The sequence below is a fragment of the Psychrobacillus sp. Z3-81 genome, assembly GCF_056620325.1.
Genome location: NZ_JBWQPU010000014.1, coordinates 30,985 through 53,665 on the forward strand (window position 1 = coordinate 30,985; position 22,681 = coordinate 53,665).

The 22,681-nt window shown below is 39.0% G+C and carries 22 protein-coding genes; 4 read left to right on the top strand and 18 right to left on the bottom strand.

Annotation, left to right across the window (positions count from 1 at the left end):
- Positions 1–13 precede the first annotated feature (13 nt).
- Complete coding sequence (locus AC1ECF_RS14255) at positions 14–658, top strand: acetoin utilization AcuB family protein (RefSeq protein ID WP_480390103.1); 645 nt, start codon at positions 14–16, stop codon at positions 656–658.
- Positions 655–1,809, top strand: coding sequence for an acetoin utilization protein AcuC (locus AC1ECF_RS14260; RefSeq protein ID WP_480390104.1), 1,155 nt, complete (start codon positions 655–657; stop codon positions 1,807–1,809). The genes AC1ECF_RS14255 and AC1ECF_RS14260 overlap by 4 nt, the downstream gene beginning before the upstream one ends.
- A gap of 829 nt (positions 1,810–2,638) precedes the next feature.
- Here AC1ECF_RS14260 and ccpA read toward each other — a convergent pair.
- Both ccpA and AC1ECF_RS14270 read right to left on the bottom strand, forming a co-directional pair.
- On the bottom strand, positions 2,639–3,637 hold the full coding sequence (gene ccpA / locus AC1ECF_RS14265) for a catabolite control protein A (protein ID WP_480390105.1): 999 nt from the start codon (positions 3,635–3,637) through the stop codon (positions 2,639–2,641).
- A 172-nt stretch (positions 3,638–3,809) separates the two neighbouring features.
- Entirely contained in the window at positions 3,810–4,895 is a 1,086-nt protein-coding gene (locus tag AC1ECF_RS14270) for a bifunctional 3-deoxy-7-phosphoheptulonate synthase/chorismate mutase (RefSeq protein ID WP_480390106.1), read from the bottom strand.
- 165 nt (positions 4,896–5,060) lie between these two features.
- On the opposite strand from AC1ECF_RS14270, the gene AC1ECF_RS14275 reads away from it, so the two are divergent.
- The gene (locus tag AC1ECF_RS14275; RefSeq protein WP_480390107.1) at positions 5,061–7,193 is read left to right on the top strand and encodes a cell division protein FtsA; all 2,133 of its coding nucleotides are present in this window, start codon (positions 5,061–5,063) and stop codon (positions 7,191–7,193) included.
- Between the two features lie 52 nt (positions 7,194–7,245).
- On the opposite strand, the gene AC1ECF_RS14280 is transcribed toward AC1ECF_RS14275, so the two are convergent.
- From AC1ECF_RS14280 to AC1ECF_RS14325, 10 genes are all read right to left on the bottom strand, one after another.
- Entirely contained in the window at positions 7,246–7,815 is a 570-nt protein-coding gene (locus tag AC1ECF_RS14280; protein WP_480390108.1) for a YtxH domain-containing protein, read from the bottom strand.
- Between the two features lie 18 nt (positions 7,816–7,833).
- Positions 7,834–8,292, bottom strand: coding sequence for a DUF948 domain-containing protein (locus tag AC1ECF_RS14285; protein WP_480390109.1), 459 nt, complete (start codon positions 8,290–8,292; stop codon positions 7,834–7,836).
- A 259-nt stretch (positions 8,293–8,551) separates the two neighbouring features.
- Positions 8,552–9,853 carry a UDP-N-acetylmuramate--L-alanine ligase gene (gene murC / locus AC1ECF_RS14290; RefSeq protein WP_480390110.1) on the bottom strand — a complete coding sequence of 434 codons (1,302 nt, stop codon included), beginning with the start codon at positions 9,851–9,853 and terminating at the stop codon, positions 8,552–8,554.
- A gap of 111 nt (positions 9,854–9,964) precedes the next feature.
- Entirely contained in the window at positions 9,965–12,319 is a 2,355-nt protein-coding gene (locus AC1ECF_RS14295) for a DNA translocase FtsK (RefSeq protein ID WP_480390111.1), read from the bottom strand.
- 403 nt (positions 12,320–12,722) lie between these two features.
- Positions 12,723–13,331 carry a YtpR family tRNA-binding protein gene (ytpR, locus tag AC1ECF_RS14300; RefSeq protein WP_480390112.1) on the bottom strand — a complete coding sequence of 203 codons (609 nt, stop codon included), beginning with the start codon at positions 13,329–13,331 and terminating at the stop codon, positions 12,723–12,725.
- Positions 13,328–14,137: a DUF1444 family protein gene (locus AC1ECF_RS14305; protein WP_480390156.1), complete on the bottom strand. Its 810-nt coding sequence runs from the start codon at positions 14,135–14,137 to the stop codon at positions 13,328–13,330. The genes ytpR and AC1ECF_RS14305 overlap by 4 nt, the downstream gene beginning before the upstream one ends.
- 59 nt (positions 14,138–14,196) lie before the next feature.
- Entirely contained in the window at positions 14,197–14,508 is a 312-nt protein-coding gene (locus tag AC1ECF_RS14310) for a thioredoxin family protein (RefSeq protein WP_480390113.1), read from the bottom strand.
- Positions 14,509–14,520: 12 nt separating this feature from the next.
- Positions 14,521–15,033 (bottom strand): hypothetical protein, encoded by a 513-nt coding sequence (locus tag AC1ECF_RS14315; protein ID WP_480390114.1) that lies wholly within the window; start codon positions 15,031–15,033, stop codon positions 14,521–14,523.
- Between the two features lie 81 nt (positions 15,034–15,114).
- Positions 15,115–15,636, bottom strand: a complete 522-nt coding sequence (locus tag AC1ECF_RS14320; protein WP_480390115.1) for a DUF84 family protein — start codon at positions 15,634–15,636, stop codon at positions 15,115–15,117.
- 57 nt (positions 15,637–15,693) lie between these two features.
- Positions 15,694–16,767, bottom strand: a complete 1,074-nt coding sequence (locus tag AC1ECF_RS14325; protein WP_480390116.1) for a M42 family metallopeptidase — start codon at positions 16,765–16,767, stop codon at positions 15,694–15,696.
- A 174-nt stretch (positions 16,768–16,941) separates the two neighbouring features.
- Between AC1ECF_RS14325 and AC1ECF_RS14330 the strand changes: the two genes are divergently transcribed.
- Entirely contained in the window at positions 16,942–17,256 is a 315-nt protein-coding gene (locus AC1ECF_RS14330; RefSeq protein WP_480390117.1) for a hypothetical protein, read from the top strand.
- Positions 17,257–17,881: 625 nt separating this feature from the next.
- Here AC1ECF_RS14330 and AC1ECF_RS14335 read toward each other — a convergent pair.
- Genes AC1ECF_RS14335 through dat form a run of 6 tightly spaced genes read right to left on the bottom strand, consistent with a single transcriptional unit; the run spans position 17,882 to position 22,681 of the window.
- Positions 17,882–18,727, bottom strand: coding sequence for a YtnP family quorum-quenching lactonase (locus tag AC1ECF_RS14335; RefSeq protein ID WP_480390118.1), 846 nt, complete (start codon positions 18,725–18,727; stop codon positions 17,882–17,884).
- Between the two features lie 18 nt (positions 18,728–18,745).
- Positions 18,746–19,387: a tRNA (guanosine(46)-N7)-methyltransferase TrmB gene (gene trmB / locus AC1ECF_RS14340; protein ID WP_480390119.1), complete on the bottom strand. Its 642-nt coding sequence runs from the start codon at positions 19,385–19,387 to the stop codon at positions 18,746–18,748.
- On the bottom strand, positions 19,384–20,325 hold the full coding sequence (locus tag AC1ECF_RS14345; RefSeq protein WP_480390120.1) for a diacylglycerol/lipid kinase family protein: 942 nt from the start codon (positions 20,323–20,325) through the stop codon (positions 19,384–19,386). The genes trmB and AC1ECF_RS14345 overlap by 4 nt, the downstream gene beginning before the upstream one ends.
- The gene (locus AC1ECF_RS14350) at positions 20,318–21,289 is read right to left on the bottom strand and encodes a nuclease-related domain-containing protein (RefSeq protein WP_480390121.1); all 972 of its coding nucleotides are present in this window, start codon (positions 21,287–21,289) and stop codon (positions 20,318–20,320) included. Before AC1ECF_RS14350 ends, AC1ECF_RS14345 begins: the two co-directional genes overlap by 8 nt.
- A gap of 1 nt (position 21,290) precedes the next feature.
- On the bottom strand, positions 21,291–21,833 hold the full coding sequence (gene thpR, locus AC1ECF_RS14355) for an RNA 2',3'-cyclic phosphodiesterase (protein ID WP_480390122.1): 543 nt from the start codon (positions 21,831–21,833) through the stop codon (positions 21,291–21,293).
- Positions 21,830–22,681, bottom strand: a complete 852-nt coding sequence (gene dat / locus AC1ECF_RS14360; protein WP_480390123.1) for a D-amino-acid transaminase — start codon at positions 22,679–22,681, stop codon at positions 21,830–21,832. Before dat ends, thpR begins: the two co-directional genes overlap by 4 nt.

The following is a 22,681-nucleotide window of genomic DNA, read 5'->3' on the forward strand; positions in this document are numbered from 1 at the left end:
AGGAGTTCCTAAAATGCTAGTAGAAGAGATAATGAATAAGTCTGTTCCTACCTTATATCCAGATAACACCATAGAGGAGGCTCTCCAGCTTTTAAAGGAAAAAAGAATCCGACATATTCCGGTTATTAATAAGCAAAGAGAGGTCGTAGGAGTAGTCACCGATCGTGATTTGAAGGAAGCGACTCCTTCCTCTTTAGGCAACGAGGATAGAGGAATTTTAAATAGCCCGATTGAACGAATCATGACTAAAAATCCGATAACTGGTCACCCTTTAGATTTTGTAGAAGAGACCGCTTGCATTTTTTACGATAACAGAATCGGCTGCTTACCAATCATTAGCCAAGGAAAGCTAGTAGGCATGATAACTGAATCTGATTTACTCTACAAATTTATAGAGCTTACAGGTGTTCATCAGCCCGGCTCTCAGCTAGAAATTCGAGTTCCAGATAAAACTGGTGTCTTGTATGAGATATCCAAAGTGTTTTATGAGCAAAAAGTAAATGTATTAAGTGTATTGGTATACCCCGATAAAGAAAATGAAAACAATAAAATACTGGTTGTCCGAATTAAAACAATGAATCCACTTAAGCTCGTAGCAGATCTAAAAACAGAGGGCTATGAAGTTTTATGGCCTAGCCCTCCCGGAACAAGTCTATGAAGAAAAATGCTGTCTTTGTCTATTCGGAAAACCAATTAGGCTATAAGTTTTCAGACTCACATCCGTTTAACCAAAAAAGGCTAAAGTTAACGGTTGACTTACTACAAGAAAGTCAGGCACTTTCTTTATCGGATATTGTTGCTCCAAGGATTGCTACTGATGAAGAGCTCAGTTTAATTCATGATCCTCACTATATTGATATCGTCAAAAAGGCAAGTAACGAAACTGGAGATACTTCTATATATGAAAGCTACGGTATCGGGACAGAAGACACACCTGTTTTTCCGGGTATGCATGAAGCAAGCGCGACCCTCGTAGGAGGTACACTGACTGCTGTCGATTATGTGATGGAGGGAAAAGCCAATCATGCCTTAAATCTAGGTGGAGGATTACATCACGGGTTTAAAGGAAGAGCTTCTGGATTCTGTGTCTATAATGACAGTTCCGTTGCAATAAAATATATGCAAGAAAAGTATAATGCTCGTGTGCTTTACATAGACACAGATGCTCACCATGGTGATGGTGTTCAATGGAGTTTTTATGAGGACCCGAACGTCTGCACTATTTCTATTCATGAAACAGGTAGATATTTGTTCCCAGGAACCGGTAATATTACAGAAAGGGGCTCCGGTCAGGGCTATGGAACTTCATATAACTTTCCAATTGATGCATTCACGGAGGACGAATCATTCCTCGATATTTACGAGACTGCATTCAGAGAAATTATTGAATCGTTTAAACCGGATGTAATACTTAGTCAGAATGGTGCAGATGCCCACTACTTCGATCCCTTAACTCATCTGTATGGTACCATGAATATCTATAGAGAGATTCCCAAGCTGGCCCATCAATTAGCTCACCAATATTGTGAAGGTCGATGGATTGCTGTTGGCGGAGGCGGTTATGACATATGGAGAGTAGTACCGAGAGCTTGGTCACTGCTCTGGATGGAAATGAATGATTTTCCTATTCTAAATGGTGCTCTCCCTCAGACATGGATAGAGAAATGGCAGAAAGAATCGCCAGTGCCCTTTATCCCAACTTGGATGGATCCGGAACCATTATATGAAGCTATTCCTAGAAAAGCAGAAATAACAGAAAAAAACAAACAAATGCTAGACAAAGCATTATATTTACTGCGAAACCAATAACCTGAGGTGGAGGTATCTTAGGAAATCTATATAGAAGGCATTAGTAACTCTTAGAATTTCCAAAAGTTTAGTAGTCTACTATTCGCGCTACCGCCCATGCCGCTTGAGCCTGCAAAAAGAGCGCAGTCTCATTCGTCATGCTCTGGCGGTTGGCAAGGCGCGAATAGAATGAATTATTGCTACCTAACCATTACTCTGAACTACTTAGACCGAAGGAAGAGCCAAGGATATTACCCCCCTCCATTCTTGAGGTGCCCTTTTCTTTTCCGCTTTTATTTATCCATTTTAATCTAGAATAAAAAGTGTACTATTGGTACGGAGAGGATGGTAGGCAAGCAGCAGAAAAGATGCTACAAAATAACCCTTTCTGATGGGTTATATGTTTTTGGGGAATCATTTATCCAATTTAATAATAGAAGCTGAACAAAACTAATCCTTTCTTGATATGTTCTATTCTTATAAGAATTTATTGATCATAGCTTACCATTAGTAGTATCTCTATTGGTTCGGAGCAGCGGCGACGACTCCTGTGGGAGCAGGGTGGTAGGCAAGACAGCACAGCCACGCGCGTTAGCGATGGGTGCTGGCTTGCCTTGTGGAGGGAAAACTAAGGACGTCACATCGTGTGACAACGTTTTCCTGACCAACATCCTGTTGGCCTCCGGGAAAGCGTCCGACGCAGCGGAGAACCCAAGGTTCCATTATAGAAAGTTATCTCTTTTACCGATTAACCTTTATTTGTTCCAAACACTCCCCAACACATAAGAAAGCACTTATGATTCTTATCATCATAAGTGCTTCTCATTCTCTGGGGATATAATCCAAGCATTTATTTTACTGAATCCCTTTCTTCAATCCGATATGGTAGAAAGACCGTCTGCTCATCAATTTTTTCTTTATTCATGAACTTCGTCAACAGTCTCATGGATACTGCTCCGATATCGTAAAGAGGAAGGACAACGCTTGTAAGCTGCGGACGAACCATTCGAGCAAGCTTTGAGTTTTCAAAACTGATAACATCTACATCCTCTGGCACCATTTTCCCTGCATCTTGAGCCCCATGAATCAACCCGATAGCTATCTCATCGCTTCCTGCAAAAAAGGCTGTTGGTGGATTTTCAAGCTGTTGCAGTTGTTCCCAGGCCGCTAATCCATCATCATATGTATTATCTACCCAGACAATCAAATCATCATCAATTTCTAGCTTTGCCTTTTTCATTGCATCCTTATATCCAGCAAGCTTATAGTCGCGATTAATAATAGAGGACATTGCTCCAGAAATAAAAGCTATCCGGTTGTGACCATTCCTAATAATACGACTCACTGCTTCCTCAGCAGCTTCTTGGTAATGTATATTCACAGATGGAAATGTATTTGTTTTTTCCACAGTGCCTGCTAAAACTATCGGCACATTTGCTCTTTCCATTTCTTTTTGCATCTCTGGGGATAAATCATCACTCATCAAGACAATCCCGTCCACTTGTTTACTTAATAATGTGGAGAGCAGCTGTACTTCTTTGTCTTCTTGTTGATCCGAGTTGGTAAGAATTATATTATAACGATACATGGTAGCTATATCTTCAATACCTCGAACAAGTTCTGCATAGAACACATTGGATATATCAGGAATAATTACTCCTACGGTTTTCGTCTTTTTACTTGCAAGTCCTCTCGCTACTGCATTTGGACGATAATCGAGACGTTCAATAACAGCTAGGACCTTTTGACGTGTGGCAGGCTTAACATTTTGATTTCCATTTACTACACGTGAAACAGTAGCCATGGAAACGTTCGCCTCTCTCGCCACATCATATATAGTGATAGTCATTGCTCACCCTCCTCTTCTTTTATTCTTATAATAACCATAATACTTGATAATCCTTCAGACTTTCAAATTAAATTAACAAGAGGGTGCCCAAAAAGTGATAACTTTCTGAACACCCTACCGAATTATTCTATTTATACGAGAGAAATCATTTTAGGCAAGTATCTTCAGTTACCTATGAACGAATATCATGAGACTTCATAAACTTCTGTAATGAATCATAAAACTCATCAAATTGTTTTAGGTTCATTTGTTGAGCAGCATCAGAAAGTGCAACCGCTGGATCTGGATGTACTTCAGCCATTACTCCGTCTGCCCCTATCGCAATTGCTGCTTTTGCTGCTGGAAGTAAGATATCTCTTCGTCCAGTTGAATGTGTTACATCCACAAACACCGGTAAATGTGTCTCTTGCTTTAGAATTGGCACTGCTGAAATGTCTAGCGTATTTCTTGTTGCTTTTTCATATGTTCTAATACCGCGTTCACACAAAATAATTTGGTCATTTCCTTGAGAAATAATATATTCTGCTGCATGAATAAATTCATCAATAGTAGCCGCTATACCTCGTTTAAGGAGAACAGGTTTATTAATTGATCCTACTGCCTTTAACAGCTCGAAATTTTGCATATTTCGTGCTCCAACCTGTACGACATCGATATAGTCAAGAGCTTCCTCTAGATGACTTGGTGTCACAATTTCCGATACAACTGCTAAGCCATATTCTTGAGAAATTTGTTTTAATATTTTCAAGCCCTCTAATCCTAGACCTTGGAAATCATAAGGGGATGTACGAGGCTTGTATGCTCCCCCACGGATTAATTTTAAGCCTTTTGATTGGATTGCAGCTGCCACCTCTGCCACTTGTGTATACGATTCTACTGCACAAGGTCCGAATACAAAAGAAGGAGTACCTGTTCCTATTTGCTCTCCATTAATCGTAACAATTGTGTCCTCCGATTTCCTTTTACGAGAAACTAAAAGGGCTTTCTTTTGATCGTCTACTTGAAGCTCAAGCGCTGTTTTAAAAATTTCTTTAAATATATGTTCTACGGTTGATTGCGGAAGGGTCCCGTTGTTATTTTCCTTTAAATGATCGAGCATGTGTCGTTCACGTAAGGGATCGTAACGATTAACACCCTGCTTCTCTTTTACTTTTCCTATTTCACGGACAACCTCGGCTCTCTCATTGATTAGACGAAGGATTTCCACATTTATATCATCCACACGGCTACGAAGGGCTTCTAAATCAACTTGTTTCATTCTTCTCTTTCCCCTTTCAAAGTTTCAATCACTCTTTCTATCGACTGAAAATTATGATACATTCTTAGATATAAACATTATTATAATCAATATAACTGAGAATGTCACGTCTTATTTTAGCGATTTAACTCGTTAAAGTGCGTGAATGAAAAGGAAGTGAAATGGTTGTCATCTACTCTATTTGCTTTAGATATTGGGACAAGATCCGTGGTTGGAATAATCCTGGAAGAAAAAGAAGAAGGCTTTCATGTGAAAGACATTTTGGTGGAAGAGCATAAGGAAAGGGCCATGCTTGATGGTCAGATACATAATGTACTTAAAGTAGCAGAAGTTATCCAATCTATTAAAGAAAAATTAGAAGAAAAATATGGAAAGCTTGAAAAGGTTAGTGTGGCTGCTGCTGGTAGAGCACTTAAGACAGAGCAGGCTTCTGTGACGATAAATATAAAAAATAGACCGATTTTTTCTGAGGAGGATGTTAGTCGTTTAGAATTATCAGCTGTCCAAAAAGCCCAGTCACAGCTTGTTCAAGCTGAAGAAGGACCGTTAACTAGTCATTATTACTGTGTCGGCTATAGCGTCCTTTATTATAAGCTTGACGGAGAGGAGATTGGTAGCTTAGTAGATCAACAGGGTAATGAAGCATCTATTGAAGTGATTGCTACCTTCTTACCTAGGGTTGTAGTCGAATCGCTCTTATCTGCATTAAAGAGAGCTAATCTAGAAATGGAGGCGCTAACCTTAGAGCCAATTGCGGCAATAAATGTCCTAATACCTCCAAGCATGAGAAGGCTGAATGTGGCTTTAGTAGATATCGGTGCCGGAACCTCCGATATCGCAATTACGGATTTAGGAACCGTTGTAGCCTATGGAATGGTTCCATATGCAGGAGACGAAATAACAGAGGCACTAAGTGACCATTATCTTTTAGACTTTCCACTCTCCGAGAAAGCAAAAAGACAAATCAACGACAACGAGCTAATAGAATTTGAAGATATCTTGGGCTTCAAACAGCAAATACCAAAGGAGGAAGTAATCGACTCCATTTTACCATCCATTCACGAGTTAGCTACATACATATCGTTAGAAATACTAAGATTGAACAACAAAAAATCTCCTAAGGCTGTCATGCTTGTTGGAGGAGGTAGCTTGACACCAAGAATCACTTCTATCCTAGCAGAAAAGCTTCAGCTTCCAGCTAACCGTGTTGCCGTGAGAGGAATAGATGCCATTCCTTTGCTTACGAAGGAATCACATATCCCTACTTCACCTGAGTTAGTGACTCCAATTGGAATTGCAATTGCAGCAAAAAAAGCACCAATCCAGTATATGACGGTAGAAGTAAATAACCAGTTAGTTCGACTTTTTGAACTGAAAGAGATGACGGTTGGAGATGCATTACTCGCAGCAAACATTCCTTCAAGAAAGCTTTACGGAAAACCTGGCCCTGCTTTATCAGTAACCATCAATGGACAAACAATACATGTTCCTGGTGAGCATGGACATCCAGCTGTTTTAAAAGTAAATGGAGCTAGCTCTACAACCAAAACACAGATCAATCATCATGATCAAATTGAAGTAATAGAAGGAGAAGATGGAAAACCAGCTACAGCGACTATACGTGATTTATTAGATGAGGCTTCTGTCAGGACTATTACATTCCAAGGCGTCCTATATACATTAGAGCCAGTCATAACTATCAACGGCAATCCCGCTGGTTTATCCTCTGTTCTGCACGAGAGAGATAAAGTACAAGTAGAACCAATTCAGACGATTGAGCAGTTCTTAAAGACAAGGCATCCAAAATATTTAGAGAAGCTTGCCCCTTATTCAATCAAAATAAACGATCAGAATTATGCTGTACCGAGGCTCTCCTCTACTCTTTCTATAAATAACTCGCCAGCTAGATTATCCTCTCCGATACAGCAGGATGATGTCATTCACATAGAGGGAAATAGGAGTCCATCACTTCATGAAATAGCTGAATGTCTGGATAAGAAGCTAACAGATAAAATAACCGTTTTCTTTCAAGGAGACCTTGTGGAACTAACAAGAGAATGTGCGACAGTTAGCTTCCAGAATAAAAAACTAGCATCCGCTGACCTCGTACCAAATGGCTCTAGTATAATTTGGGAGGAAAAAGAGAACACACCATGGATTTTTCAGGATGTATTTCGCTATATTGAATGGACCTTACCTAAAAATGTTGGTTCTTTCGAAATCTTAAGGAATGGAAACCCATCAGGATTTAACGAAGAAATTGTAAATGGAGATAAATTGGACATTATTTTCCGTTAAGCATTAAAAAACTGTAGCCAAGTATTTATCACCTGGCTACAGTTTTTTGATGTTATTTTTTGTTGTTTTCCTCGGAGATAGCTTCTTTAATTGCTTCCGCTACTGCAGTAGCATTTTCCTCTTGTGCTGTTAATTCTTCCGAAGTATTTGTAATGGTTTCCATAAAATCTAATGGCTCCTCACCTTCTGAGGAAGCAGTTCCATCGTCCTGCGGAGAAGACGGTGAGCCTTTTAAGGATTTTACCTTATCCACAAGTTGGCCCGATTGCTCTTGAATCTGCTTAGAAAGCTGTGTTGTTTTTTCTTTAGCAGTAGAGGATAAATCAATTGTTTTCTCCTTCAATTGGCCTGCTTGGCTGCTTAGAGTATCTCGTAGCTCTGGTCCAGTTTTTGGTGCCAATAGAAGAGCTGTTGCAGCTCCAATAACTCCACCAATTAGGACGCCAAGGATAAAATCCTTTCCATTTACCTCTTTCTCCTCATAGATGCTACTTCTTTGATTGTAAGATGGCATCGGAGGATAGCTGTTCGCTTGTCGATCATAGGAAGCTTGGTTCGAAAAATATTCATGATTAAAATTTGCATCTTTATAATTCGGTTTGCTATTTTCAAAGTTACTCATGTACATTCCTCCATTTTTTTATCGTTTTTTTTCTTCTTCAAATGTATAATAACCAGCTTGCTCTAGTGCTTTTCTTTCTTTCCATTTATCACGGATACCAAAGAAAATACTGCTCCACTGGACAACCTGTGCTATTTTATCCTCATTCTTCTCTACTTCCTTCGATACTGTATCCGTAAAGCGTTGAATAGAGTGATTAAAAGTGTTAACAGAAGTCCCAACATTTTTAACAGCATCTACTACTGTATTTAGTTTCTCCGATTTATGTTGGATGTCATCAGCCAACTCATTGGTCTTATGAAGTAAATCAGCAGTTTCCTTTGTAACATTTTGTAAGTGTGACTCCAAACCATTCAACGTTTCTGCTACATTGTTTAATGTCTTTTTCACGGATGATAAGGTAACAGCTAAACTAATACAAAGTATTAGAAAAGCAATTGCAGCAACTATAGCAGCTATGTATAATAAATTCTCCATCCGAACACTCTCCTTTAACTAAATAGTATGTTGTAATTTTACCCTAAAAGAAATGATTTAAACTTCCTACTTAATACTATACTACGTTTCTTTGGATAATCCTTTAAAAATAATAAAACTTCGTAGAACCTTCAAATATAACAGTCAAATACTTCAAATTGTTGTCATACTGGTCGTTTTCCTATGCTCATCTCTCCGGCTAAAGCCACAATAAAAAAGGATGCCTAGAAAGCAAAAACTTTTTAGACATCCTTTTTGTTCAATTTGTTAATAGGTTTTCAAAGGCTCTCTGATACTTTTGTACATCGCCTGCTCCCATAAAGATAAATAATGCATCCTCATATGCCAGCAGTTGTTCCACAGTATCCTCATGAAGGATATGACTTCCTTCGATTAACTCTGCAAGGGTTTCTATTGTTAGGTTTCCAGCATCTTCTCTTGCTGAACCAAAAATATCACACAGATACACCTCATCAGCAAGCATCAAGCTTTCTTTAAACTCATGCAAAAACTTCTGTGTACGAGTAAAAGTATGAGGCTGAAATATAGCAACAATTTTTCTAGACGGATATTTTTGACGAGCTGATTGAATAGTTGCTCTTATTTCAGTTGGATGATGAGCATAATCATCGACAATGATTCGATTGCCTATGGTCGTTTCCGTAAATCTTCTCTTAACCCCTTCAAAGGTCTCAAGGCCCTTTTGTATAACTTCCGCTGGCACTCCTTCATATTGGCACAAAGAAATAACTGCAAGCGAGTTAAGGACTAAATGATCTCCAAACATCGGGATGGAAAAACGATGATAAAATTCGTTTCTTACAAATACATCAAAGGAAGTACCCTTTTCTGTAATCTCTATATTCCGTGCCGCAAAATCATTATGCTCTCCAAAACCATAATACACAACAGGAACTGCTGCTGTGATACGTTGAAGATATAAGTCATCTCCACAAGCAATTATGCCCTTCTTGACTTGCATGGCCATTGATTGGAATGCGCTAAATACATCCTCAATATCAGAGAAATAATCCGGGTGATCGAAGTCAATATTCGTCATAATCGCATAATCAGGATGGTAGGACAAAAAGTGTCGGCGATACTCACATGCTTCAAATACAAAGTTAGAAGCATCTTCCACACCTTTTCCTGTTCCGTCACCGATTAAATACGAGGTAGGATTATATCCACTTAATACGTGGGATAATAACCCCGTTGTAGAGGTCTTTCCATGTGCCCCTGTAACTGCGATTGACGTAAAGTTGCTCATGTAATTTCCTAGGAATTCATGATATCGAATAACCTCTAGTCCCAACTCTCTTGCTCTTGTTAATTCGGGATGAGAGTCTTGGAATGCGTTACCAGCAATTACCGTCATTCCTTCTTCAATATTCGCCTCGTCAAATAATAGGATTTTTATATTTCGGTCATGTAATGGTTTTTCAGTAAAGAAATACTTATCGATATCAGAACCTTGCACATAATGACCTTCATCATGAAGGATTTGTGCTAGAGGGCTCATTCCGGATCCTTTGATCCCTGTAAAATGATACTTTGTCATACGTAAACCTCCTGGGATCAGTCCCACTTATATACATTAAATAGCGTCTCGTCCTCATTAGACGTATTTCCCATTATATCACTATTTAATCCAATACCTTAATAATTACATTTAACTAAATATTTCATCAAGCTTTTCACTGGATAGTATTACCTCTCGAGCCTTACTACCCCGTTGCTCAGAAATATAACCACATTCCTCCATGGCAGTTATTAACCTTGCTGCCCGATTATAGCCAAGATGAAATTTACGCTGTAATAAAGAGGTAGAAGCAGAACCTTGGTCTACTACAAATCGACAGGCCTCTTCAAATAAATCATCTTGCTCGGCCACTTCCGCCTTTTGTAGCAATTCTTCCTGCTCAAATAGATATTCAGGTTCTCCCTGTGTTCTTGCGTGCTCAATGATACGTTCAATTTCTTCATCAGACACATACGTGCCTTGAACTCGGATAGGACTCGACATCCCGTTCCCTTGGTATAGCATATCTCCTTTTCCTAATAGGCGCTCTGCTCCCTGTTGATCTAAAATAGTTCTTGAATCTATTTGTGACGAAACAGAAAAAGCAACCCTTGTAGGAACGTTCGCCTTTATTAATCCTGTAATAACATCTACAGAAGGACGTTGTGTTGCCAGTACTAAATGTATACCACAAGCTCGAGCCTTTTGTGCAATACGGCAAATAGCATCCTCCACGTCCGTAGGCGCCATCATCATTAAATCAGCAAGCTCATCAATGACAATAACAAGATACGGAAGCTTCTGTGCAAACTGTCTCTTCTCCGTTGCTAGCGTGTTATATCTACTTATATCGCGAACTCCCACATGAGCAAACAATTGATAGCGTCTTTCCATCTCATCTACTGCCCATTTTAAAGCTGCTGTGGCTGCTTTGACATCTGTTATAACAGGGCTCACTAAATGTGGAATATGATTATATGGAGCGAGTTCTACCATTTTCGGATCAATTAACATCAGCTTTAATTCATCAGGAGTCGCCTTATACAACAAGCTGATTAATAAGGAATTAATAAAGACAGACTTCCCAGAGCCTGTTGCCCCTGCAATCAAACCATGAGGCATCTTTCGTAAATCCAATGTTAACGGCTTTCCTGTAAGGTCAAGACCAAGAGCTGCCTCTAATGGAGAGTCGGATTGTTTAAATGTCTCTGTATTTAACACTTCGGAGATTCTAACAGCCCTTGAACGACGGTTTGGGATTTCAATTCCTATTGAACTCTTTCCTGGAATTGGAGCTTGAATTCGAATATCTTTAGCCGCAAGTGCTAACTTCAAATCATCCGAAAGGTTACGGATTTTACTTACCTTCGTTCCGTGTCCTACAGTAAGCTCAAATTGAGTAACAGCAGGTCCTTGGACTACCCGGATAATTTCTCCAGTTACTTGGAAATAAGAAAGGGCTTCAATTAATGTTTTAGCCTGCTCCTCCATCCACTCCTTGTCTTCATCCTTCTCCTCTGGAGGAAGCAAATAACTAAAGGAAGGTGTTTGATAAGCAGTAGTTAGTGGCTCACATTCGACCTCTTTCACCCCTGGCACAACTGTTAAGGAAGTTTTACTGGGAGTGTTTCGAATGCCTGTGGAAACAGGTTCTATATTTTTTATTCTATTCTCTAACTTATTCAACTTTTCTTTATCTGACTTCAACATCAGGACATTAAATGGTCGAATGTTTTCTTTCTTTTTAGGTTCTTCTAGTTTCAACTCGACCGGGACTTCCTCACATGTAAGCTCTTCTACCTGAGTAATAGCTACCTCTTCAATGCCTGGATCCTTTTGTACATGCTGTTCTGTAACTATTTCTACCGGTTCAGCAACTATCTCTTCTGCCTTTTCCTCTTCTTCCTGTAGTTCAACAGGTACAAAAGCTGCTTTTACATCAACCTCAGCAGTACTAAGCTCTATAGAGCTTCTAGCTGCGATTGGCTTTTCTATTGTTTCCGTCTCTTCTTGAAGGGATGGAATATCAATCGGATTAGTAACTGGCTTCTCTTCTACTAACTGCTTATTCAGTTCTTCTATCTGAGAAGGTCTCTTAAAACCGTAGATAGGAGAAGGAACATCGGTAGGTGTAAAAGGTCTCCTCTTTGTAACTTGTCTTATCTCTGGCTCTTTGCTAAATTGGGGCTGTTGATAAATCGGCTTTGGCTTTGGCTTTGGCTGTATAGGAACCACTGTCTCCCGTTTTCGAGGTGGCGCAGGGAAGACAGTTTCTCTTTCATAAAAAGGGTCTTTCTCTCGCTCTTTCTCTACAATTGGGATTTCCCTCTTATATTCAGTAGTCCTGCCATGTAAAATTTCTTGTTTTTCATGATCGGAGATTAAAGGAAACCGAAATGGTGTTTTCGATTGTCGAACTTGTTTCTCCACTACTTCCTCTTCTAGCTCTACTTCTTCTATATTTTCTGCATCTGTTGTTTTAAAAAGTTTCTTTAACCAATTCAATTCTTCATCACTCTTTCTTTTCGATACCTTTTATTTTACCAATAATTAAGGTATCCGTCCTTATTATATTAAATAATAGGTCAAAAAAAGTATGAGTATACGGGAGTTATTAAGAAGTTAGTTGTATAACATTTACTCCACATCATATTTTTATAATATGTAAACGCTTATTAATACATCATGACCTTAGTTTTGGAGTTAATTATCTAAGAACGTTTTCCCTGTTATGTATGTCAAATATTCATCCACAAAGCTATATCGGTTTAAATTTACCATGCAACCCACGAAAAAATTGGTTGTCGTAGAACGCTCTCAAATGTTTGGCTAGCTTTATTTGCTTGCCATGCTTTTTTCGAGAGTTATCAAACGACAACCAATTGTTTATAACTTATCGCTTTGCTAATCAGTTACCTTCAAATGGGCTTCCAACCACTGCATCATTATCTAAAATTAGTATCCCCTTAACTTCAGGTGCATTTGGAAGAGCAAGCTCTCTTGCAGAGCAAAGCATACCATGAGAAGGAACGCCACGAAGCTCTGCATCCTTTATCTGCATTCCAGAAGGCATTACAGCCCCCACCTTAGCTACTACAACTTTTTGTCCCGCATCAACATTCGGTGCACCACATACAATTTGTAGCTTCTCGTCACCTACGTCTACTTGGCAAACTTTTAGCTTGTCTGCATTTGGATGCTGGTCAATGGATTCAACAAAGCCTACTACAAATTTTGGTGATAGATCAACATCCAGTTGATAATTCGCTTCATTTGCGTCCAATGCTTGTTGGACAATACTTACGAATTCCTCTGTAAGTGTAACCGGGCCAGCTGACTCTATTTTATGGTAGCTGCCAAACTGAAAAATGTTTATTGCAACTACTTCCTCATTTTCTGCATTTTTGACAAAAGTAACATTTCCTTTTGTTTCCGTTAGAACGTTTTCCACCTTATCAGTGTTTAATTGAATTAATAGTACGTCTCCTACGCCTGCAGCATTGTAAAAAATATTCATTTGTCTTCTTGCTCCTTTGTCACTCGATTCTTTGCCATAATGAAGATAGGCTCCAGCTCTCCGTTTTCATAGATGAAGGAAAGAGAGGTGATAGGTACAGTCCCAACAGTAAAAAAGTGCATCGTCATCTGAGCTAGCACATCATAGCCTACTTCGTTTCGTATATCTCCAATTATCATAACATCTTGGTGAGGTACGGATACAGTCATATCTCCAGAAATTTGGCTTTTCATTTCCTTCAATAGAGATTCATTTAAAATCCTACTTGCATCATAACCATCATTGTTATTAAAGAAATAAAAGATATTACCATTTACTTCATCTTTTTTATATTTGTTTGGTAAGTTTCTTACTTGGAAAAGAGCACGTTCACGAACCTCTGTCTCTCGTATACCTCGCTCTGCAATCATCTTTTCATCCAACAAGCGATAGGTGTTTCCTAAATCTATTGCATAATAAATTCTCGTCTCAGCCGTATGATCCTTCATGACGAATTTATTGCCATCCTTCGATTCTTTTGGGAAGGAGGTAGAACGGATAACAGGATAAATCGCTCCGGACAAATCGATAGCTGTTTCTTTTTCCATCGCTTCGAACGTCTGATGGATAGTGTAAACAACCTCTTCAATTATTTTCTCTTTTTTTGTTTCATATTTAGCTAGGATAGGCGGGACGGAAATCTCAATTCCTCTCTCCAGACCCTTATGGGTTAAACGAAGCTTATTCGTTTCTCTATTGTAGTCGTAACTATACGTATCCTCGGATAGTCTCTTCTTAAATTCTCTTATCAATTCAAGAGCCTTCATCATACCACCCTTTCCATCATGGTAAAGTATAAAACGGCTCACATACGTGAACCGTCCACTTAAAGCGTTCGAAGAAATGATTCAATCTCTTCTCGAGTTTTGCGATTCTTGCTAACGAAACGACCTATTTCTTTACCATTTTCAAATGCAACAAAGCTTGGTATTCCAAGGATGTCCAGCTGGCTACATAGGTCTAAAAATTTGTCTCGATCTACCGAGATGAAAGTGAAATCCGAAAACTCTTTTTCTACCTCGTCCATAAAAGGATCGATAAAGTGGCAGTCAGGACACCAATCGGCTGTAAATTTAAATACAGTCTTCTTTCCTTGTGTCAATTTCTCAAATTGCTCCAAGTTTGCTAGGTTTTCCATTCTCTATTCCTCCTATTGTGTCTGGATAGATCGGATAATCGTCATCATTTCGTTCAAATTACTTGCAATATTCTTTTCAGAAGAAATAGTCGTTAGCTTCATTCCACCGATACTTGTAACCAGTTCGAAGCTTTCTTCACCATTCTGAATGATTGCAGCAAAACCAAAACGGTTCTCTGCCTCAAACACTTCTTCCTTTATGATATTCACATTACTATTTGCCATCATCAGTTCGTAATATAATTTACTTTTTGGTGTTTCATTTGGATTAATAAATAATATAAAAGAATCTTTGCCTTTTGATAAGAGTATATTCGATTCGTTCGATTCATCTTCTACAGAATATCCACTAGGTAAAAATAATTTTATATTGCCTACTTCATTGTTTGGTGTCTCTGGCTCACCTAGAAATGTTTCTTTTGCACTTTCTAATCCATCGACAGCTCTTTCTTCCAAAGAAGCACATCCAACTAATAAAATGACAGCTAGTGACGCGAGAATTAGTCGCATCCATTTTCCAGTCATTTTGGTTCCTCCCATTCAAGCATGACTGCTATATATTTTAACGATGATTATGTTTCCTTGCAACTAGAAGTACTTTTCTTCTTACTTCTGTTTTTGCGAGAGTAAATATTGTCCAATTAGGAGCTTCATAATATGCTCGAACATTTCACTTCTATTGACAAGACCATCCGTAAATACACCAACAGCCCCTTCTTCATGACGTATACCTTTCTTATTCGTAAAGACGTCCATGACCGGACCAAGTTCCATCCCTTCTCTTATTTGAGTAGCAACCTCTTCTGGTAAAGGAATACCAGCACCAGTCGCTGTATAGATTTGTCCTTCAGCTGTTGCTAATGCCCCCCAATTGCAGACATACATCTGCTCTTCCAATTGGGTTACCCCACCTTCTAATCCAATTGCTATATCCCCATCAAATTTCGTTAGAAGCTGTCTGGCTCTATTGATTGCTCCTCGTCTGGTCTCCTCATTACTCACAGGCTGATCCGCAACAAGAGATGAAACGGATTGGTTCTCAAAAATAGCCTCCGGAAAATAAAGACTTGCAACGTTTTTTACAGCTAATGTTTTTGCTTTATTTTTTGTTCCAATTAATATTTTCATTAAATATCTCCTATGAACGAATGATGATGTGAAAAAAGATGCCTCGAGGGCATCTTTTTATACATTCGCTTTAATTGTCTCTACGGTTGTCTTATCGCATGCCTTTACAAGCTTCACTAGGAGCTCTTTCGCAGCTGCGTAATCATCCGTATGTATGATAGATGCAGATGTATGAATATATCTTGAACAGATACCTATTACAGCACTCGGAATACCTTCATTCGCAGTATGCACTCTTCCTGCATCTGTTCCGCCTTGAGAGATAAAGTATTGATATGGGATATTATGTGTTTCTGCCATATCCAATACAAATTCTCTCATACCACGATGAGTAATCATGGAACGGTCAAAGATACGTAACAACGTGCCCTTGCCTAGCTGACCAAATTCATTCTTATTGCCCGAGGCATCATTTGCAGGGCTAGCATCTAGCGCAAAAAAGATATCTGGCTTAATCATGTTAGCAGATGCTTGGGCACCTCTTAGTCCAACCTCTTCCATTACGTTAGCACCAGAATAGAGCATGTTAGGTAACTTTTCGCCTTGAAGCTCCTTTAATAGCTCAATGCTAAGTCCACAGCCATAACGGTTGTCCCAAGCCTTCGCCATTATTTTCTTTTCGTTAGCCATCGGAGTAAATGGACAAACAGGTACTATTTGGTCTCCCGGACGTATACCCATTCTTGCTACGTCCTCTTTATCGTCTGCACCAACATCAATTAACATATTTTTTATATCCATCGGTTTATTGCGAACCTCATCACTTAGGAGGTGAGGAGGTATAGAGCCTATTACTCCAGGAATCGTAGAATTCTTTGTCACTATTTCTACGCGTTGGGCAAGCAATACTTGATTCCACCAACCACCTAGTGGCTGAAAGCGTAGCATACCATTATCCGTAATCCCTGAAACCATAAAGCCTACTTCATCCATATGCCCAGCAACTAGCACTCTTGGTCCGTTTTCATCGCCCTTTTTAACGCCAAAAATACCCCCAAGATTATCTTGGACAATCTCATCAGAATACTTTGCTAGCTCTTCACGCATAAAAGAACGTACTGCATGCTCGTTACCAGGTGCTCCAGGTAACTCGGTTAATGTCTTAAATAAGGAAAGTGTTTCTCCATTCATAGTGCAAGTATCCTCCTAAAGCTTTAGTATTTTCTATTTATTTCAAAAAGATTCATCTTCTATTGTAATAAAAGTTCTACCCGTTTACTATACTAAAACTTCGATAATCGAAAAATTTATCAGTTTTCCAGTGTTGTGATACACTTAAATAAATGATGAAGAGGAGGAATATGGATGAAACTTAGAGATTATATGATGGGTCTAGGCACAGGTATTGTCATTGGAGTGGTTGCTAGTCAAGCTGCTTCCAGAATAAATAAAAACAAACCTGCAGATTTAGTTCTTAATAATATTAAAGATTCCTTTAAAGAAGAAGGACCAATTGATGGTTCTTGGATTTTCATGTCTCCCGAACCATATCAAAAAGATGTAATTAAATTAGATGTATATAAAGGCGGAGTTTCCCGCATTAAAAACGGCGAGCTCGAACAATTCGAATTTGCAGCAGATGCAAAAACCGGCACCGTTGTTGATCTAGTAAAAATCTAAAAATCAAAACACTAACGAGTCTAATAGAGTTCTGCTATCCTGCTTTTGTACTTTTTATATAATAACTACTCCCCTTGGACTCAGCCAAATCAAATTGCCAAAAGCCCAATGGTTTGAGTAAACTAAAAGAGCCATCTTATCGACAACATGAAACTCGATAAGACGGCTCTTTGCATGGGAGGGTTTCTTTACTTTTTCTATGGACAGAAAAGATGGTGTGGGTGTGTAGTAATGTATATATCATCGTTAAGTATGGCTTATTCTATATGTACTGATTAGATTGTAAGAATGGAACTTTACGCCTCCAATCTCTATAGAGTAAAAAGATTAGAGAAGATACTAGATTCTATCTCTAACAGGAAGCGGCTGGCGGCGACTCCGGTGGGAGCAGGGTGGTAGGTAAGACAGCACAACCACGCGCGTTAGCGATGGGTGCTGGCTTACCTTGTGGATGGAAAACTAAGAACGTCACATCGTGTGACAACGTTTTCCTGACCAACATCCTGTTGGCCTCCACTCCAAGCGTCCGCCAAGAGCGACCTCACTTCTTCTTCTTCTTCTTCTCTCCCCAGAGCCACAGACACTAAAAAAACGATAACCCAATTGGATTATCGCTTGAAAAAAACTATTTTGTTCGCTCAACCTTCTCCACAATCTCTTTCCCATCGGCACTCCACTTAACCAACCGATAAAAAGCATCATGATAAAAACTAAAATAATACCCATTCTGCAAGCCTTCATTTATCCACTTTTCCTTCGCAAACACAGAAGCCATCGGATAATCATCAAAAGCTAACACCCATAGTGGATTTTGATGAGCATGCGTCGGCATCAAATCCGCCATATGAACAATCGTCTCACCATTTTGCTTAAACACCAAAATACTATGTCCATCACTATGACCGCCAGTATGGATCATCTCTATCCCATCTACTACCTCCATGGAATCCGAGAACGTGACAACCTGGTGCTGAATAGGCTCCCAATTCTCCTTCCAATAGGTATTTTTCGATCGAATATTTGGATTTCTCATCTCATTCCACTCAATCTCGGATACATATATTTTCGCATTCGGAAAGGCAGGAACCAGATCCCCATCTACCCATTTTGTTAATCCGCAAGCATGGTCGAAATGTAAATGAGTCATTAGAATAATATCAATATCCTCTGGCAAATACCCAAGCTCTACTAAATTATCATCTACTACCGATTGATCACTAACCCCATAATTACGAAGCTGCTTTTCGTTAAATTTGCCAAAGCCAAGTCCCGTTTCCACCAATATACGATGTCCCTTGTATTGAATAAAAATAGGGTCTGAAGCTAATTCAATTTGATTTTTTTCATTTACAGGGTATTTCTTTTCCCATAATGGCTTAGGAACTACTCCAAACATGGCACCCCCGTCCAAATGAGTAGTCCCTCCCTTCAGCCATGTAAATGTCATTTCATGAAAAGTGAACATATCCATTCATGCCAACCCCTTTTTTTAAACGTATTGAGCTTCCAGTCGGTAAATCGGTTGCCCTTTTGCGGAAAACTTTTCTTCGTATTCCGTCATAATATTATCTTCAGGCATTTCAGCATGCAAGTCCAATGATACATACTTTAGTTTCATGCCATAAGAAGACATACTAACTAACGAATACTCAAATAATCCACGATTATCTGTTTTAAAATGAATCTCCGCATGGTCTATTAAAATTGACTCATACAGCTTTAAAAATCCTTCATGTGTTAATCTTCTCTTTGCATGTCTCGTCTTTGGCCATGGATCCGAAAAGTTTAAATAAACACGGTGAACATCATTTTTAGCGAAATACTTGTCCAAATGTGCACCATTTACTTTTAATAAACGTAAATTTGGCAGTGGCTGAGCGTCTAATGCATTTTCTAGTGCAGACACGATGACGCTATCATAAAGCTCAATTCCAATATAATTAATTTCCGGGTTCTGCTTTGCCATACCCGTAATGAATTGTCCTTTTCCAGTTCCTACTTCTATATGGAGAGGATTATCATTTCCAAATATAGCTTGCCAATTTCCTTTATAGTCCTCTGGGTTCGGAATAATAATTTCTGGATGTGCATTGATAAATTCCTCAGCCCATGGTTTATGTCTTAACCTCATGATTTTAACTCCTTTTTCTTTGTTGTTGCATTTCTCCACGCATGGGGGAGAACAAATACCTGGACTTCTTCAAACGGAGAAACCCCACAAGCAAATTCACCATCTGTATGTACCAGGGTGCTATCTTTAAATGTCAACTGACACATATTTGTCTGGAACTGTTTGACTTCTTTAAATTTTGTATGCGTCCCTAAAAATACAGTACCAAAAACAAGCAGCAGCTTCCATTTCGACAGGTTGTGTACGACGGTAATCTCGAACAGTTGATCGTTGGGTAAAGATTTCGGTGATATTTTCATACCGCCTCCGTAATACGGTTGGTTACTTATTGTGACAAACCAAACATTATCAAACTTTACCCTATCTTCTCCTATTCGTAAAGTGGTGGAAAATGTTCGGAATAAAAACAATTCCTTTATCAGCAATAGAATATACGCAAGCTTTCCCAAACCTACAGTATTTAACCTGCTCTTCCAAAACGAATTATTAACAGAGACAGACACTTTTGCATCAAATCCAAAGCCAGCACTATTAACAAAGCTAAATTGTTGGCCGTTCAATGAAAATATCCCTGCATCGTAAGTATCGACAGCATCTATATTCTCAACATATTGGTTAAGCTGTTCAGTTGTAGTAAATACAGAAAAAGCTCGACCAAAGTCATTTCCGCTTCCTGTGGAAACGACTCCGATTCGAACTTGTTCACTTCCAATGATTCCTGAAATTACTTCATGTACAGTTCCATCGCCACCTAGGATGATGATCAATTGTGGTTCCATACGTTCAGCAATCTTTTGAGAAACCTCCTGAGCGTGTCCCCTATATTTTGTTACAAGGACTGTGTAAGGGAAAACAATCTTAGGCTGCCAATCACTCCATAATTTCTTTGCTTTCCCGTTTCCTGCATGCTCATTTATAATAACTGTCACGTTAATCATTTGACCCCTCACTATCCAACTCCCCTCCCGCTCTAGAATAAGAAGTTGTTTGGACAAGATTTAAAAGGGACTGCGCAGCCTTGAATTGCATATGCTTCATAGGGGAAGGATTGGATTGAAGAGCCTTAAACCAAGCTTGAAATTTCCTTGTATCAATAAATTGCGTATTGTACACAGCTCCCGGGTAATCAATATAGCCATTTCTACTTAGCACAACTCTTCTAATAGGCAAATCGATTGCTTCCTTTTGAAAAACCTGTTGGATAATCGACTCCATTCTATTTAGGTTTATAAGCGGGCTAAGTACCTTTTTTTCTTCCTTTCCGCTCTTTCGAAGCCAAAAGCGGTCACTGCTTCCAATGAATGCATCTAAATCATGCCCCTCCAGAACTACTATACAAATAATTTCAGTAGGAAGGATTAATAGAATCTCTAACTCTATTGGTGCTTTTTTAAGCTTCAATATTGGATAGTACAATAAAAAATAATTATCAGGTAAATGTAATGTCAGCGTTCTTAATAAGCTGTCCCTCATAAATTTCGGATCTACGTAGGATTTATCTAACAATGTAGAGCTTGCCCATTTAATTTGAAAATGAAAGAGCTGATCTAAATACATTCTTTTTAGCTCCTCCAACGTTTGAGGCTGGTACACGATATTGGGCTGAAAATGGAAGGTGGTATCTTCTTCAGGAATGAGTTCTTCGATTTCCTCTGCCGCAACTTCCTCCTCATAAAGGGGGTCTTTCTTTCGACGAAAGAGCTTGGAGAAAAAAGAGCTTTTCTCCAAGTCGTCCTCCACCACTTCTTCCTCTACCCATTGAGCGTTTAAAGAGCCATCTTCCCATTCACTTTTCGTACGCTCCCATTGTTGCTTTTTTAATCGAACAAATTGAGTCGGATATCTTTTCAAATCTATTTGATATCTTGAAATATAATCTTGAAGCTTAACAAGCTGAGCCACTTCATTCCCTCCTACTAGCGAATAAATGTACATCCTCATAACGAGGGGTTTTGGTTGGATTTATTTGAAAAATGGAGAAGCTCTCTACCTGAAAAGACATTTCCTCTATATCAAAATTCTCTATATCTAAGCTAGCCCTAGAAGCCCACTTTTTAGCAATGGTGATATGCGGACGATAGGCTCTTGTATCAGTAATACCCAGTACGGAGGAAACTACTTTTGCTACTTCCATTTGTAACGTATGAAGTTCTTCCTTATGTTGAACACCAACAAATACAACACGAGGAGTCCTTTCATTGCCAAAGAAGGCTAGTCCATCAGTCATTAAAGAAAAAGGAATCCAGTCAATCTGCTCGAGTGACTGCATCAGCTCCTCTAAGTCATCAGGCGCAACAGCTCCTAAAAAGCTAAGTGTTATATGCAAATCCTCTTTTAATGGAAGGCTTTTATGCGTTTTTCGAAGCGTCGTCTCTTGCCTTGCTTGGACAATCTTCTCTGCAATCCATGGAGGAATTTTCACTCCTATAAAATAGTGGTTACTCATGCATGTATAGATGTAGGAATTCTTTTCTCAAAAGCTTTTTGAAGCTTTTGAGTGATCTCTCCTGGCTCTCCATTTCCAATAGTTGTATCTTCAATCTTTATTATCGGCATTACCTCTGCACTTGTTGAGGACATAAAAAACTCATCCATTTGAAGTGCCTGTTCCTTGGTAAAAGCCTCTTCAACTACTGGCACTCCTATTTCTTTGCAGCAATCTAATATTACTTGGCGAGTGATACCGTTAAGAATTAAGTTTGTTGCTGGGTGTGTATAGATCACACCATCCTTAATTCCGTACATATTTGAGGAGGAGCCCTCTGTTACAATATCTCCGCGATGAAGAATTGCTTCAAAGCATCCTTTTCCTACTGCTTCTTGTTTAGCCATAACGTTCCCCAATAGATTTAAGGATTTGATATCACAGCGAAGCCATCTAATATCTTCCACAAAGCAAGCATTCACTCCATGAGCTAAATCTTTAAGTGGTCGCTTTGTTTCCTTTGTATAAGCAGTTAATACAGAGTCTACAGCAGGATCTGGGAAATGATGCTGTCTAAAGCAAGTACCTCGAGTAACCTGTAAGTATACATGACCATTCTCTAATTTATTTTCCTCCATCAACTCATATATCATTTGATGCAGCTTATCCTTTGTATAAGGAATCACTAATTGGATTTTATCTGCACTCTCGTATAATCGATTAATATGCTCTTTTGCTGTAAATAAATTTCCATCATATACCTTAATTACTTCATATACGCCATCGCCAAATTGATAGCCTCTGTCTTCAAAGCCAATGACTACCTTATCCTCTTCTATCAGCTGGTTATTCCAAAGAATTTTTGTCAT

What these genes read in the sequence shown, in the direction of transcription:
- AC1ECF_RS14285 (WP_480390109.1), bottom strand. Translation starts at nt 8,292, where the DNA reads ATGGAGAATTTATTATACATAGCTGCTATAGTTGCTGCAATTGCTTTT.
- thpR (WP_480390122.1), bottom strand. Translation starts at nt 21,833, where the DNA reads ATGAGTAACCACTATTTTATAGGAGTGAAAATTCCTCCATGGATTGCA.
- AC1ECF_RS14255 (WP_480390103.1), top strand. Translation starts at nt 14, where the DNA reads ATGCTAGTAGAAGAGATAATGAATAAGTCTGTTCCTACCTTATATCCA.
- AC1ECF_RS14305 (WP_480390156.1), bottom strand. Translation starts at nt 14,137, where the DNA reads ATGAAGGCTCTTGAATTGATAAGAGAATTTAAGAAGAGACTATCCGAG.
- AC1ECF_RS14320 (WP_480390115.1), bottom strand. Translation starts at nt 15,636, where the DNA reads ATGAAAATATTAATTGGAACAAAAAATAAAGCAAAAACATTAGCTGTA.
- trmB (WP_480390119.1), bottom strand. Translation starts at nt 19,387, where the DNA reads ATGAGGTTAAGACATAAACCATGGGCTGAGGAATTTATCAATGCACAT.
- AC1ECF_RS14330 (WP_480390117.1), top strand. Translation starts at nt 16,942, where the DNA reads ATGAAACTTAGAGATTATATGATGGGTCTAGGCACAGGTATTGTCATT.
- murC (WP_480390110.1), bottom strand. Translation starts at nt 9,853, where the DNA reads ATGACAAAGTATCATTTTACAGGGATCAAAGGATCCGGAATGAGCCCT.
- AC1ECF_RS14345 (WP_480390120.1), bottom strand. Translation starts at nt 20,325, where the DNA reads ATGATTAACGTGACAGTTATTATAAATGAGCATGCAGGAAACGGGAAA.
- ytpR (WP_480390112.1), bottom strand. Translation starts at nt 13,331, where the DNA reads ATGAATATTTTTTACAATGCTGCAGGCGTAGGAGACGTACTATTAATT.
- AC1ECF_RS14325 (WP_480390116.1), bottom strand. Translation starts at nt 16,767, where the DNA reads ATGAATGGAGAAACACTTTCCTTATTTAAGACATTAACCGAGTTACCT.
- AC1ECF_RS14335 (WP_480390118.1), bottom strand. Translation starts at nt 18,727, where the DNA reads ATGGATATGTTCACTTTTCATGAAATGACATTTACATGGCTGAAGGGA.
- ccpA (WP_480390105.1), bottom strand. Translation starts at nt 3,637, where the DNA reads ATGACTATCACTATATATGATGTGGCGAGAGAGGCGAACGTTTCCATG.
- dat (WP_480390123.1), bottom strand. Translation starts at nt 22,681, where the DNA reads ATGACAAAAATTCTTTGGAATAACCAGCTGATAGAAGAGGATAAGGTA.
- AC1ECF_RS14270 (WP_480390106.1), bottom strand. Translation starts at nt 4,895, where the DNA reads ATGAAACAAGTTGATTTAGAAGCCCTTCGTAGCCGTGTGGATGATATA.
- AC1ECF_RS14310 (WP_480390113.1), bottom strand. Translation starts at nt 14,508, where the DNA reads ATGGAAAACCTAGCAAACTTGGAGCAATTTGAGAAATTGACACAAGGA.
- AC1ECF_RS14315 (WP_480390114.1), bottom strand. Translation starts at nt 15,033, where the DNA reads ATGACTGGAAAATGGATGCGACTAATTCTCGCGTCACTAGCTGTCATT.
- AC1ECF_RS14260 (WP_480390104.1), top strand. Translation starts at nt 655, where the DNA reads ATGAAGAAAAATGCTGTCTTTGTCTATTCGGAAAACCAATTAGGCTAT.
- AC1ECF_RS14280 (WP_480390108.1), bottom strand. Translation starts at nt 7,815, where the DNA reads ATGAGTAACTTTGAAAATAGCAAACCGAATTATAAAGATGCAAATTTT.